Source organism: Pseudomonas sp. 9_2_1, from assembly GCF_059295275.1.
In genome coordinates this window covers 5,291,771-5,304,194 of record NZ_CM181239.1, presented here as the reverse complement: position 1 = coordinate 5,304,194, position 12,424 = coordinate 5,291,771, and the positions used below count along the sequence as shown (strand labels likewise).

The window sequence follows — 12,424 nt, the reverse complement described above, 5'->3', positions numbered from 1 at the left end:
GCTGGCTTGCCGGCGATGCATCGGTCAGCGCCGAACCAGCAGGACCCCGCTTTCCATATGATGGGTATAGGGGAACTGGTCAAACACCGCACAACGCTCGATGCGGTGCGTGTCCTGCAACTGGGCAATGTTCGCCGCCAGCGTCTCCGGGTTGCACGAGATGTACAAAATGCGCTCGAACCGGCGGGTCAGCTCGCAAGTGTCCGGGTCCATCCCGGCCCGAGGCGGGTCGACGAACACCGTGCCGAACTCATAGCTTTTCAGGTCGATGCCTTCCAGGCGACGGAACGGCCGCACCTCATTCAGCGCCTGGGTCAGTTCCTCTGCCGACAACCGTACCAGCCGCACGTTATCCACAGCGTTCTCGTCGAGGTTGCTCAGCGCGGCATTGACCGAGGTCTTGCTGATCTCGGTAGCCAGCACCTGGCGCACGCGGGTCGCCAGCGGCAGGGTGAAGTTGCCGTTGCCGCAGTACAGCTCCAGCAGGTCGTCCTCACGCTCGCCAATGGCCTCGAAGGCCCAGCTCAGCATCTTCTGGTTCACTGCGCCGTTGGGCTGGGTGAACGCGCCCTCCGGCTGGCGGTAGCTGAACACACGGCCGGCCACGTCGAGTTTCTCCACCGCGTAGTCGCGGCCGATCACCAGGCGTTTGCCCTTGGAGCGCCCGATGACACTCACCCCCAGCGCCTCGGCCAACTGCCGTGCCGCCACTTCCCAGGCTTCGTCCAGCGGGCGGTGGTAGCACAGGGTGACCATGGCATCGCCAGCCAGGGTCGTCAGGAACTCCACCTGGAACAGGCGATTGCCCAGTTCTTCGCTGGCCTGCCAGGCCGCCTTCAGGCGCGGCATCAACTGGTTGATGCGCTGGCTGGCGATGGGGAAGTCGTCGATCAGGATCGCCTTGTGTTTATCGCCCGGGGCGAACATGGCGTAATGGCGCTGGCCGTCTTCGCGCCACAGGCGGAACTCGGCGCGCAGGCGGTAATGTTCGCGCGGCGAGTCGAAAACAGCCGGCTCCGGTGCGCCGAACGGCGCCAGCAGCTCGCGCAGCCGGGCTACCTTGGCATCCAGCTGGGTGGCGTAGGAGGAGGGGTCGAAAGCAGCACTCATGCGTTGAACCAGCCCAGCTTGATGACGAACAGGATGGAAAGGATCACCAGCGCCGGGTTCAGGTCGCGGTGGCGGCCCGAGATCAGCTTGACGGCGGTCCAGGAAATGAAGCCGAAAGCGATGCCGTTGGCGATCGAGTAGGTCAGCGGCATGGCCAGGGCGGTTACCACCACCGGCGCGGCTTCGGTGACGTCGTCCCAGTTTATTTCCGCCAGGCCCGAAGCCATCAGCACTGCGACGAACAGCAGCGCCGGGGCGGTGGCGAAGGCCGGCACGCTACCGGCCAGCGGGGCGAAGAACAGTGCCAGCAGGAACAATACCGCCACCACGATGGCAGTGAGGCCGGTGCGGCCACCGGCGCTCACGCCTGCCGCAGACTCGATGTAGCTGGTGGTGGTCGAGGTGCCCAGCAACGAGCCGGCCATGGCTGCGGTGCTGTCGGCAATCAGGGCGCGGCCCATCTTCGGCATGTGGCCGTCCTTGCCCATCAGGCCGGCGCGCTTGGCCACGCCGATCAGGGTACCGGAGTTGTCGAACAGGTCGACGAACAGGAAGGCGAAGATCACGCTGACCAGGCCCACGTCCAGCGCGCCGGCAATATCCAGCTGCAGGAAGGTGGGGGCCAGCGATGGCGGCATGGAGACAACACCGGCGAACGGCGTCACGCCCATCACGATCGAGGCGATGGTCACCGCCAGGATGCCGATCAGCACCGCGCCACGCACTTTCAGCGACTCCAGGCCGACGATCAGGAAGAAGCCCAGGGTGGCGAGGATAGGCGCTGGCTGCTTGAGGTCGCCCAGGCCCACCAGGGTAGCCGGGTTATCGACGACGATACCGGCATTGTGCAGCGCGATCAGCGCCAGGAACAGGCCGATGCCGGCAGCGATCGCCGAGCGCAGCGGTAGCGGGATGCTGTTCACGATCCATTCGCGGATGCGGAAGATCGACAGCAGGAAGAACATCACCGCCGACAGGAATACCGCGCCCAGCGCTACCTGCCAGGTGTGGCCCATGTGCAGCACCACGGTGTAGGTGAAGAACGCGTTCAGGCCCATGCCCGGCGCCAGGGCGATCGGGTAGTTGGCGATCAGGCCCATGGTGGTGGAGCCAATGGCCGCTGCCAGGCAGGTGGCGACGAAGATCGCGCCTTTGTCCATGCCGGTCTCGCCGAGAATGCTCGGGTTGACGAACAAGATATAGGCCATGGCCAGGAAGGTGGTGACGCCCGCGAGAATCTCGGTGCGCACATTGGTGTTGTGTGCTCTTAGTTGAAACAGCCTTTCCAGCATGCCCGCTCCCAAGGCGCCCCCGGGCGCCATGAATATATCGACCCCATCAGCAAAGCACAGACCGTACCGGTTGCCGTGGTTTAATCTGGGGCGGAAAAAGCCGCGCATCATACCAGCATGATTGCCAGGCGTTAATGGCGGTAGCGATTCACTGACAAGCTGGGCAGCATTTGAAGGAAGTGGTCATGCAGTTAGTGGACTATGAGCAGTTGAGCGAGCGACAGCGCGATTGCCTCGACACCTTGCAGTTACCCCTCGATCAGCAGTATTACGCAGGGGATATCGCAACCGCGTTGTATAGCCTGCTGAATGCGCGCAGCGACGACACCCGCGGGCTGGTGCTATTGCTGGACGAGATGCCTCGCGTGTTTCTTCTGCTTCAGCGTGGTGCGTTCCTCCCCGCGTGGGCCCAGCCAGGTGCCGCAATTGTAAACGCGCTGCAGGTGGACCAGCGTTTTCAGGGGCTTGGCCTGGGCAGTGCATGCATGCGCGCACTCCCCGGACACGTTCGCGCCTTGTGGCCGGATGTCGACCGCCTGCAGTTGTCGGTGCACCCGGACAACCTCGCCGCCCTCGCGCTGTATCGCGCCACAGGCTGGCTGGACAGCGGTAACGGCTACCGTGCCAGGACCGGGTATGAGCGCCAGCTGACCCTCATGCTGTAGCCTCACACCCTGGCTGCGCCAAGCGCCCCGGCGCTTATCCCGCTGGCCTGCTGTGCAATTGGTCGCGTCCCGCCAGTGTGGGGAACAACTTTATCCACACCCCGGTCACCACCAGGGTGCCCACGCCCCCCATCACCACCGCCGGCACTGTGCCAAACCAGTGCGCGGTAACGCCCGATTCGAACTCGCCGAGCTGGTTCGAGGCACCGATGAACAAACCATTGACCGCGCTCACCCGCCCGCGCATTTCATCCGGTGTTTCCAACTGCACGAAGGAACTGCGGATGACCATGCTGATCATGTCTGCCGCGCCCAGCATCACCAGCACCGCGAGAGAAAACCAGAACGAGGTCGACAGGCCAAAGGCAATAGTCGCCACGCCGAATATTCCGACCGCAGTGAACATGGTCCGCCCCACATTCCGTTCGAACGGGAAGCGCGCCAGCCACACCGACATCAGCAACGCGCCTACCGCTGGCGCCGAGCGCAACAGGCCCAGGCCCAGCGGGCCGGTCAGCAGGATGTCCTTGGCAAACACCGGCAGCAGCGCAGTGGCCCCACCCAGCAGTACGGCGAACAGGTCCAGGGAAATGGCGCCGAGAATGTCGGGCCGGCTGCGGATGAAGCGGATGCCGGCCAGCAGTGACTCGATGCTGGCCCGCCCGCGCTGCATGACCTGGCCGCGGGCCTGCAGGCTCAGGGTGAGCACGCAGGCGATGGCGTACAGGGCCACCGTGGGGCCATACACCCAGATGCTGCCAAAGGCATACAGAAAGCCGCCCACCGCCGGCGCCACGATGGTTGCCGACTGGGTGGCCGAGGCCGAAGCCGCCACGGCCCGCGGGAACAGCCCGGGCGGCACCACGTTGGGCAATAGCGCCTGGGTAGCCGGCATTTCGAACGAGCGCGTGGCGCCCAGCAGGAAGGCCAGGGCAAAGATCAGCTCGCGGCTGACGTTGTCGGTGGCGCTGCCCACGGCCAGCGCCAGGGCTATCAGCCCCTGCAGGCTCTGGCACAGGGCAGCGATCTTGCGCCGGTCATAGCGGTCGGCGACATGCCCGGTGTGCAGCATGAACAGCACTCGGGGCGCAAACTCGACCAGGCCGACCAGGCCCAGGTCCAGCACGCTGCCGGTCAGCTGGTAGAGGTGCCAGCCAATGGCCACGGTGAGCATCTGGAAGCCGCTGGCGGTGAACACGCGGGCCAGCCAGAAGGCCAGGAAAGGACGGTGGTGGCGCAACAACTGCGGTGCGGGATCGGACATCGGAAACCATGGGCCTCGGCGCAGTAGAGGGGGTGCGCAGCGTATCATCTGTTTGTAACAAACAGTTACTGTTTGCCTGAGTCGGCACCTTTTGACGCGCTTCGGAAGGGGGTGGGACAACCGGTCACGCGGCAAACAACCACACCGCCCGTCAGGCCATTCGGGACTATGCTTCCTAGCATTCGTTGATCTGCATCAACCGTTGCTTTTGCAACGTTCTGTTGACGAATTGGCCTTCGGGCCGGAATCCCTGCGATCGAACAGAACAATTCCAACGCGCCACACTCGACTACCGTGGGGGCAGTGGGCGACCGGGCCACAAGCCCGAACGCCGGATTATCTGAAGAGGAAGCACCATGTTCGGAATAGAGGCCTTAGAGCTCGCCCGAATGCAGTTTGCCTTTACCGTGTCGTTCCACATCCTGTTCCCGGCCATCACCATCGGCCTGGCGAGCTACCTGGCGGTCCTCGAAGGCCTATGGCTGCGGACCCACAACCAGGTCTACCGTGACCTCTATCATTTCTGGTCGAAGATCTTCGCCGTCAACTTCGGCATGGGCGTGGTCTCCGGGCTGGTCATGGCCTACCAGTTCGGTACCAACTGGAGCCGGTTTTCCGACTTCGCCGGTGCTGTCACCGGGCCGCTGCTCACCTACGAAGTCCTGACTGCCTTCTTCCTGGAGGCTGGTTTCCTCGGTGTCATGCTGTTTGGCTGGAACCGCGTCGGCCGTGGCCTGCACTTCTTCTCCACGCTGATGGTGGCGCTTGGCACCTTGGTTTCGACCTTCTGGATCCTGGCTTCCAACAGCTGGATGCAGACCCCGCAAGGCCACGAGATCATCGATGGCCGTGTGGTGCCGGTAGACTGGCTGGCGGTGATCTTCAACCCCTCGTTCCCCTACCGTCTGATGCACATGGCCACTGCCGCATTCGTCTCCACCGCGTTCTTCGTCGGTGCCTCGGCGGCCTGGCACCTGCTGCGCGGGCGTGATAACCCGGCCGTGCGCAAGATGCTGTCGATGGCCATGTGGATGGCGTTGGTGGTCGCCCCTGTCCAGGCGGTGATCGGCGATTTCCACGGCCTCAACACGCTCAAGCACCAACCGGTTAAAATTGCCGCGATCGAAGGCCACTGGGAGAACGTGCCCGGTGAACCGACGCCGCTGATCCTGTTCGGCATCCCCGACATGAAGGCCGAAACCACGCGCTTCAAGGTCGAGATCCCGGCGCTCGGCAGCCTGATCCTGACCCACAGCCTGGACCAGCAGGTCCCGGCCATGAAGGAATTCCCGCCCGAGGACCGGCCCAACTCGACCATTGTGTTCTGGTCGTTCCGGATCATGGTCGGGCTCGGTTTCCTGATGATCTTCGTTGGCCTGTGGAGCCTGTGGCTGCGCAAGCGCGGCACGCTCTACACCTCGCGCCCTTTCCTGCATGTGGCGCTGTGGATGGGGCCTTCCGGGCTGATCGCGTTGCTGGCCGGGTGGTTCACCACCGAAATCGGCCGCCAGCCCTGGGTGGTCTATGGCCTGATGCGCACTGCAGACGGTGTGTCCAACCACAGCTACGCCCAGCTTGGCTTCACCCTGGTGGCCTTCGTGGTGGTCTACTTCGCCCTGTTCGGTACCGGCCTTGGCTACATGATGCGGCTGGTGCGCAAAGGGCCGCAGACAGGCGAGGGCGATGAGCCGAACCCCGGTGGCCCTGGCCAGAAACGCACGCCGGCGCGGCCGCTGTCCGCCGCCGATGATGGCCGTGAGGCCAACTCCGCCAGCCTGAGCAAGGGGAACTGAGCCATGGGTATCGACCTTCCGCTGATCTGGGCCGTGATCATCATCTTCGGCGTCATGATGTACGTGGTGATGGACGGTTTCGACCTGGGCATCGGCATGCTCTTCCCGTTCGTCAAGGACGAGCATGACCGCGATGTGATGATGAACACCGTCGCCCCCGTGTGGGACGGCAACGAAACCTGGCTGGTGCTAGGCGGTGCCGGCCTGTTCGGTGCCTTCCCCATGGCCTACTCGGTGGTGCTCGAAGCGTTGTATCTGCCGCTGATCCTGATGCTTATCGGCCTGATCTTCCGCGGTGTGGCCTTCGAGTTCCGCTTCAAGGCCAAGGCTGACAAGCGGCATCTATGGGACAAGGCGTTCATCGGCGGCTCGCTGGTCGCCACCTTTTTCCAGGGTGTGGCCCTGGGCGCCTTCCTGGAGGGCTTCAAGGTGGTCGACCGGCATTTCGCCGGTGGTACCCTCGACTGGCTCACGCCGTTCAGCCTGTTCAGCGGGTTGGGGCTGATCGTTGCCTACACCCTGTTGGGGTGCACCTGGCTGATCATGAAGACCGAAGGGCCGTTGCAGCGCAAGATGCATGACATTGCCCGGCCGCTGGCGCTGGTGCTGCTGGTGGTGATCGGCATCGTCAGCCTGTGGACGCCGATCGCTTATCCGCAGATCGCCGACCGCTGGTTCAGCATGCCTAACCTGCTTTGGTTCATGCCGGTGCCGCTGCTGGTGCTGGTGACCTTCTACGGCTTGCTCAAGGCGGTGGCGCGCAATGCGCACTACACGCCGTTCCTGCTCACCCTGGTGCTGATTTTCCTCGGCTACAGCGGGCTGGGCATCAGCCTGTGGCCGAACATCATCCCGCCGTCGATCTCGATCTGGGAGGCCGCGGCTCCACCGCAAAGTCAGGGCTTCATGCTGGTGGGTACGCTGTTCATCCTGCCGTTCATCCTGGGCTACACGTTCTGGAGCTACTACGTGTTCCGCGGCAAGGTCACCCATGAAGACGGTTATCACTAGGAGTTCCTCATGATGACGGGCAAGCATGGTCTTGAAGAGAAAAAACCGCTGTGGCAGCGGCTGGGCTGGCTGGTGCTGATCTGGGCGTTGAGCGTGGCGGCGCTAGGTGTGGCGGCCTGGGTGATGCGCCTGTTCATGGGGGCTGCGGGGTTGACCACCCATTGAAAGGCGGGGGGGGCGCTGTGCGCCCCCTGACGTTTACTTGCGGGCCTTGAGGATCACGAACTTGGGCGTGGCGGCAACCTGCTCCACCCCTCGGAACAACCGCGCCAGCTTGCTGTGATAGCCCAGGTGCCGGTTGCCGACGATATACAGCGCCCCACCCACCACCAGCGCTTCGCGCGCCTGCTGGAACATGCGCCAGGCGAGAAAATCGCCCACCACCTGCTGCTGGTGGAACGGCGGGTTGCACAGCACCACGTCCAGCGACTGTTTTTCCACCCCTGCCAACCCATCGGCTGCCTCGAAGCTTGCCGGGCGCTCGCCCAGCGCGGCTTTCCAGTTCTCGCGCGCCGATTGCACTGCCATGTAAGACTCGTCGACCAGGGTGTACTGGGCGTCCGGGTTGGCCAGGGCACTGGCAATCGCCAGCACGCCGTTGCCACAACCCAGGTCCGCCACCCGCGCACGGCCGAGGTCGCGAGGCAGGTGCGGCAGGAATGCCCGAGTGCCGATATCAAGGCCTTCACGGCAGAACACGTTGGCGTGATTGAGCAGCTCCAGCTCCAGCTCCAGCGCCGGCACGTCAAGGCGGTAGCGGCTAGGGTAGGGAGAGCGTGCGACGGGCCGTTCGGCTACTGTCGCGGTCAGCAAGCGGGCCTTTTTCTCGGCCAGTGAAGCCTGTACCGGGCCGATGTACTTCTCCATCAGGTCGCCAGCGGCGCGTGGCAGGTGCTTGATCATTGCTCCGGCAATTACCTGTGCGCCGGGGGCCAGGTGGCCCTGCAGGCGGATCAGCTGTTCTTCCAGCAGCGCCAGAGTCTTGGGCACGCGCACCAGCACCCGGTCGAACGGGCCTTGCCATTGCTCGCTGGCCGGCACGAACGGCACGCTGTCGAACGCCAGGCCATTGCGTACCAGGTTCTTTTCCAGCGCCAGGTGCGCCAGGTGCGAGTCGCCGCTGCCAACTACCTGCATATGCCCCGCCAGGCTGGCAGCCACGGCGCCAAAGCTGTCATTGAGCACCAGCACCCGGCAGTCAGCCGCAGGCTTCTGCGCGTGCAACTGCGCAAGCAGGTACTCGTCGGCGGCATCGAAGGCCTGTAGCGGGTCGTTGGCCTGCTCCGGCTGGCGGATCAGGTCGAGTGCGGCGTAGGGGGTGGTCAACAGGGGCATGGCGTCTGGCTCGGGTACGAAACTGCCCGTTGCGGTTCGCCCCGGGCTTTGCCGGGCGATTCTACAGGGCTTTGCCCAAGGTCGCAGGATTGCCGGTCAGATCCAGCCGCGCAGGGCGGCGATGGCGATGGCGCCAGCCTTGTTGGCGGCGTTGGTCTTGGTGATAACACTGCGGATGTGGAAGTTGACCGTGCTCTGCGACAGCGACAGGATGCAGGCCACGTCGGCGGCGGTCTTGCCGGCGGCCGACCATCTCAGTACTTCCAGCTCGCGCTCGCTCATTTTAGGTTGTGGCGGGCACAGGGCATTGAGGTGGTGTTCGCCAAGCACCGCATGCAGGGTATGGCAAAGCCACTGCACACTGCCGGCTTTGTCATAGAGCTCATTGATGTCGATATTGACGGCGGGCCTGGCCACGCTGATCTGGCTTTCGTTGTGCTGCAGATCGTGCAAGGACTGCGTCCAGCCATGGCGCAGGCCATGCTTGCAGGCTGCCTCGCGATAATGCGGGGCCTCACTATAGAGCTCGTCGGTCCACAGTACCGGCAGGGTAGAACTGTGGCTCACGTTGGCGGCCGCGTCCTGCTTGTAGAACTCATCGCGCTGATAGCGCTGTATCCACTCGTCCGGGTAGTTGCTGTAAAGGTAGACCCGAGGGGTTTGCGTGGCGATCTGAATGCGAATGTTCAGCCCCAGGTAATCCATGCCAAGGTCCTGCGCCAGATGCACCGCGATATCGAACAGCCTTCGGGGGCTGCGTTCGCTTACAAACGCATGAAGATGCTCGGGTTTCCAGTGCAGCATCTGTAAAACTCCTGGAGGTTGCTGGGCCCAATCCGTTTGGGTCCCCGCATGATTGTAGGAAACTACCTACCATATCGCTGGGTTTTTTTTGTTATAGCGATCAGGTTTTTCTGCGACTTCGGCAGGATCGCCCTGGCGGAGGCCCTACAAAGCAATGGTTTTTATCCAGGCCGCTTTGGGCGACACTGTGCGCATGTCAACTTTGGAGCCCGTTATGACCGCCAGCGCCGAAAAATTCACCCGGCAGACCCTGCTCGATGTTCAGCCCCTGACGCCGAACCTCTTCAGCCTGCGGGTTACGCGCGATGCCGGGTTCCGCTTCCGTTCCGGCCAGTTTGCCCGGCTGGGCGTGACCAAGGCCGATGGCAGCGTGGTGTGGCGTGCCTATTCCATGGTCAGTGCGCCGCATGACGAGCACCTGGACTTTTTCTCCATCGTGGTGCCAGGGGGGGAGTTCACCAGTGAGTTGAGCCGGCTGGGGGCAGGGGACACCTTGTTGATCGATCGCCAGGCGTTCGGCTTCCTTACCCTCGACCGCTTCGTCGGTGGCCGCGACCTGTGGTTGCTGGCGACCGGTACTGGCATTGCGCCATTTATGTCGATCCTGCAGGACTTCGAGGCCTGGGAGCGCTTTGACAGCATCAAGCTGGTGTACTCGGTGCGTGAAGCGAAAGAGCTGGCTTATGTGGCTGAAATTGCCGGGTTGGAGCAGCGCGACTACTTGGCCGAGTTTGCCGGCAAGTTGCAGTTCATTCCGGTGGTGACCCGTGAACAGCACCCGGGGGCATTGAATCAGCGTATTACCACACTGATCGAGAATGGCGAGCTGGAGAAGGCGGCGGGGCTGGCGCTTTCGCCGGAGCATTCTCGGGTGATGCTGTGCGGCAACCCGGAGATGATCGACGAGACGCGCAAGGTGTTGAAGGCGCGTGACCTGCAGTTGAGCCTGAGCAAGCGGCCGGGCCAGGTGGCGGTGGAAAACTACTGGTGATAATGGGGGGCGCTCAGCGCCCCCGGCGGTCTCAAGGCAACCGGTTCTGGTTTTGCGTCTTGAGCAAATCGCGAATTTCGGTCAGCAAGGTTTCTTCAGCGGAGGGCACAGGCGGCGCACTCGGTGCCACGGCCTCTTCACGCTTGAGCCTGTTGATTGCCTTGACCCCCATGAAAATGGCAAAGGCCACGATGACGAAGTCGATCACGGTCTGGATGAACTTGCCATAAGCCAGCACCACCGCCGGGATGTCGCCTTCGGCAGCCTTCAGGGTAATGGCCAGGTCGCTGAAGTCCACGCCACCGATCAGCAGGCCCAGTGGCGGCATGACTACATCACCGACGAAGGACGAGACGATCTTGCCGAAGGCCGCGCCGATGATGATACCGACCGCCATGTCGACGACATTGCCTTTGACCGCGAAGGCCTTGAACTCACTGATCATGCCCATGTTGGGTTCCTTGTAACAAAAGGTAAGGTTAACGCAGTGTAAGCCACTAAAACGCTTCATGCGGTGTTCAGGGCTACTGACTGCGGTTGCAACGAATAGTTTTGTCGCATCCCGAGGCGTTCGAGACACGCTCGGCTCGGCTATGATGGCGGTTTTTTCCAGGAGACCCCACCCATGGCCAAGGCCAAGCGCTTGTATGGCTGCACCGAGTGCGGCGCGACCTTCCCCAAATGGGCCGGCCAGTGCGGCGAATGCGGGGCCTGGAATACCCTGGTCGAGACCATGATCGAAAGCGGTGGTGCCGCTGCGCCCAGTAGCGGCCGTGCCGGCTGGACCGGGCAACAGGCGCAGATCAAGACCCTGGCCGAGGTCAGTGTCGAGGAAATCCCGCGCTTCTCCACCAGCAGTACCGAGCTGGATCGCGTGCTGGGTGGCGGCCTGGTGGATGGCTCGGTGGTGCTGATTGGGGGCGACCCCGGTATCGGCAAGTCGACCATCCTGCTGCAGACATTGTGCAACATCGCCGTGGGCATGCCGGCGCTGTACGTCACCGGTGAGGAGTCGCAACAGCAGGTGGCCATGCGCTCGCGGCGCCTGGGCCTGCCCCAGGACCAGCTCAAGGTGATGACCGAAACTTGCATCGAAACCATCATTGCCACGGCCCGCCAGGAAAAGCCGCGGGTGATGGTGATCGACTCGATCCAGACCATTTTCACCGAACAGTTGCAATCAGCCCCCGGCGGTGTGGCCCAGGTGCGCGAGAGCACGGCGTTGCTGGTGCGCTACGCCAAGCAGAGCGGTACCGCGATTTTCCTGGTCGGTCACGTCACCAAGGAAGGCTCGCTGGCCGGCCCGCGGGTACTTGAGCACATGGTCGACACCGTGCTGTATTTCGAAGGTGAGTCCGATGGCCGCCTGCGCCTGTTGCGCGCGGTGAAGAACCGCTTTGGCGCAGTCAACGAGCTGGGCGTGTTCGGCATGACCGACCGGGGCCTGAAAGAGGTCTCCAACCCGTCGGCGATCTTCCTCAACCGGGCCCAGGAAGAAGTGCCAGGCAGTGTGGTGATGGCAACCTGGGAGGGCACCCGGCCGATGCTGGTGGAGGTGCAGGCGCTGGTCGATGACAGCCACCTGGCCAACCCGCGTCGGGTAACCCTGGGCCTGGACCAGAATCGCCTGGCCATGTTGCTGGCGGTTTTGCACCGTCACGGGGGTATTCCCACCCATGACCAGGACGTGTTCCTCAACGTGGTGGGCGGGGTGAAGGTGCTGGAAACGGCCTCGGACCTGGCGCTGCTGGCGGCGGTGATGTCCAGCTTGCGCAATCGGCCATTGGCCCATGGCCTGCTGGTGTTTGGCGAGATCGGCCTGTCGGGCGAGGTGCGGCCGGTGCCCAGTGGCCAGGAGCGGCTTAAAGAGGCGGCCAAGCATGGTTTCAAGCGGGCCATCGTGCCCAAGGGCAATGCGCCGAAAGAGCCGCCGGCAGGGTTGCAGGTTATTGCCGTGACCCGGCTGGAACAGGCGCTGGATGCATTGTTCGAGTGATCCTTGGCCTGTCAGGGCCTTATCGCCGGCAAGCCAGCTCCCACAGGTACTGCACAGGATTCGGAACCTGTGGCGTTCTTGTGGGAGCTGGCTTGCCGGCGATAGGGCCTGACAGGCAAACGAAAAAGGGGCCGACGATGCGCGTCGGCCCCTCCACTTCACC

12 protein-coding genes are annotated in these 12,424 nt (G+C 63.4%); 6 read left to right on the top strand and 6 right to left on the bottom strand.

What is annotated here, in order from left to right; translation table 11 throughout:
- Window positions 1–24: 24 nt before the first annotated feature.
- Together trmA and AC5O5I_RS24095 are read right to left on the bottom strand one after the other, a co-directional pair.
- Window positions 25–1,110, bottom strand: a complete 1,086-nt coding sequence (gene trmA / locus AC5O5I_RS24100) for a tRNA (uridine(54)-C5)-methyltransferase TrmA (RefSeq protein WP_172232350.1) — start codon at window positions 1,108–1,110, stop codon at window positions 25–27.
- Window positions 1,107–2,402, bottom strand: a complete 1,296-nt coding sequence (locus tag AC5O5I_RS24095) for an NCS2 family permease (protein ID WP_172286661.1) — start codon at window positions 2,400–2,402, stop codon at window positions 1,107–1,109. The genes trmA and AC5O5I_RS24095 overlap by 4 nt, the downstream gene beginning before the upstream one ends.
- A gap of 185 nt (window positions 2,403–2,587) precedes the next feature.
- Between AC5O5I_RS24095 and AC5O5I_RS24090 the strand changes: the two genes are divergently transcribed.
- On the top strand, window positions 2,588–3,067 hold the full coding sequence (locus AC5O5I_RS24090; RefSeq protein WP_172223964.1) for a GNAT family N-acetyltransferase: 480 nt from the start codon (window positions 2,588–2,590) through the stop codon (window positions 3,065–3,067).
- Between the two features lie 34 nt (window positions 3,068–3,101).
- Here the strand turns inward: AC5O5I_RS24090 and AC5O5I_RS24085 are convergent, their stop codons facing one another.
- Window positions 3,102–4,331, bottom strand: a complete 1,230-nt coding sequence (locus AC5O5I_RS24085) for an MFS transporter (RefSeq protein WP_494511685.1) — start codon at window positions 4,329–4,331, stop codon at window positions 3,102–3,104.
- A 356-nt stretch (window positions 4,332–4,687) separates the two neighbouring features.
- On the opposite strand from AC5O5I_RS24085, the gene AC5O5I_RS24080 reads away from it, so the two are divergent.
- The 3 genes from AC5O5I_RS24080 to AC5O5I_RS24070 are packed head-to-tail and all read left to right on the top strand — an operon-like array spanning window position 4,688 to window position 7,300.
- Complete coding sequence (locus AC5O5I_RS24080) at window positions 4,688–6,124, top strand: cytochrome ubiquinol oxidase subunit I (protein ID WP_172223969.1); 1,437 nt, start codon at window positions 4,688–4,690, stop codon at window positions 6,122–6,124.
- A 3-nt stretch (window positions 6,125–6,127) separates the two neighbouring features.
- Entirely contained in the window at window positions 6,128–7,135 is a 1,008-nt protein-coding gene (gene cydB / locus AC5O5I_RS24075) for a cytochrome d ubiquinol oxidase subunit II (RefSeq protein WP_172223972.1), read from the top strand.
- A gap of 9 nt (window positions 7,136–7,144) precedes the next feature.
- Entirely contained in the window at window positions 7,145–7,300 is a 156-nt protein-coding gene (locus tag AC5O5I_RS24070) for a DUF2474 domain-containing protein (protein WP_009682264.1), read from the top strand.
- Window positions 7,301–7,333: 33 nt separating this feature from the next.
- Here AC5O5I_RS24070 and AC5O5I_RS24065 read toward each other — a convergent pair whose 3' ends face one another.
- Window positions 7,334–8,470 (bottom strand): methyltransferase, encoded by a 1,137-nt coding sequence (locus AC5O5I_RS24065; RefSeq protein WP_494511684.1) that lies wholly within the window; start codon window positions 8,468–8,470, stop codon window positions 7,334–7,336.
- A 96-nt stretch (window positions 8,471–8,566) separates the two neighbouring features.
- Window positions 8,567–9,274, bottom strand: coding sequence for an autoinducer binding domain-containing protein (locus AC5O5I_RS24060; protein ID WP_172223979.1), 708 nt, complete (start codon window positions 9,272–9,274; stop codon window positions 8,567–8,569).
- A 214-nt stretch (window positions 9,275–9,488) separates the two neighbouring features.
- Here AC5O5I_RS24060 and AC5O5I_RS24055 point away from each other — a divergent pair, with 214 nt between their 5' ends.
- Window positions 9,489–10,265 carry a ferredoxin--NADP reductase gene (locus AC5O5I_RS24055; RefSeq protein ID WP_172223984.1) on the top strand — a complete coding sequence of 259 codons (777 nt, stop codon included), beginning with the start codon at window positions 9,489–9,491 and terminating at the stop codon, window positions 10,263–10,265.
- A 31-nt stretch (window positions 10,266–10,296) separates the two neighbouring features.
- Here AC5O5I_RS24055 and mscL read toward each other — a convergent pair whose 3' ends face one another.
- The gene (gene mscL / locus AC5O5I_RS24050; protein WP_027595230.1) at window positions 10,297–10,716 is read right to left on the bottom strand and encodes a large-conductance mechanosensitive channel protein MscL; all 420 of its coding nucleotides are present in this window, start codon (window positions 10,714–10,716) and stop codon (window positions 10,297–10,299) included.
- 174 nt (window positions 10,717–10,890) lie between these two features.
- Here mscL and radA point away from each other — a divergent pair, with 174 nt between their 5' ends.
- Window positions 10,891–12,261 (top strand): DNA repair protein RadA, encoded by a 1,371-nt coding sequence (gene radA / locus AC5O5I_RS24045; protein ID WP_494511683.1) that lies wholly within the window; start codon window positions 10,891–10,893, stop codon window positions 12,259–12,261.
- Window positions 12,262–12,424: the final 163 nt, after the last annotated feature.

What these genes read in the sequence shown, in the direction of transcription:
- trmA (WP_172232350.1), bottom strand. Translation starts at nt 1,110, where the DNA reads ATGAGTGCTGCTTTCGACCCCTCCTCCTACGCCACCCAGCTGGATGCC.
- AC5O5I_RS24080 (WP_172223969.1), top strand. Translation starts at nt 4,688, where the DNA reads ATGTTCGGAATAGAGGCCTTAGAGCTCGCCCGAATGCAGTTTGCCTTT.
- AC5O5I_RS24095 (WP_172286661.1), bottom strand. Translation starts at nt 2,402, where the DNA reads ATGCTGGAAAGGCTGTTTCAACTAAGAGCACACAACACCAATGTGCGC.
- AC5O5I_RS24070 (WP_009682264.1), top strand. Translation starts at nt 7,145, where the DNA reads ATGATGACGGGCAAGCATGGTCTTGAAGAGAAAAAACCGCTGTGGCAG.
- cydB (WP_172223972.1), top strand. Translation starts at nt 6,128, where the DNA reads ATGGGTATCGACCTTCCGCTGATCTGGGCCGTGATCATCATCTTCGGC.
- AC5O5I_RS24065 (WP_494511684.1), bottom strand. Translation starts at nt 8,470, where the DNA reads ATGCCCCTGTTGACCACCCCCTACGCCGCACTCGACCTGATCCGCCAG.
- AC5O5I_RS24085 (WP_494511685.1), bottom strand. Translation starts at nt 4,331, where the DNA reads ATGTCCGATCCCGCACCGCAGTTGTTGCGCCACCACCGTCCTTTCCTG.
- mscL (WP_027595230.1), bottom strand. Translation starts at nt 10,716, where the DNA reads ATGGGCATGATCAGTGAGTTCAAGGCCTTCGCGGTCAAAGGCAATGTC.
- AC5O5I_RS24090 (WP_172223964.1), top strand. Translation starts at nt 2,588, where the DNA reads ATGCAGTTAGTGGACTATGAGCAGTTGAGCGAGCGACAGCGCGATTGC.
- AC5O5I_RS24060 (WP_172223979.1), bottom strand. Translation starts at nt 9,274, where the DNA reads ATGCTGCACTGGAAACCCGAGCATCTTCATGCGTTTGTAAGCGAACGC.
- AC5O5I_RS24055 (WP_172223984.1), top strand. Translation starts at nt 9,489, where the DNA reads ATGACCGCCAGCGCCGAAAAATTCACCCGGCAGACCCTGCTCGATGTT.
- radA (WP_494511683.1), top strand. Translation starts at nt 10,891, where the DNA reads ATGGCCAAGGCCAAGCGCTTGTATGGCTGCACCGAGTGCGGCGCGACC.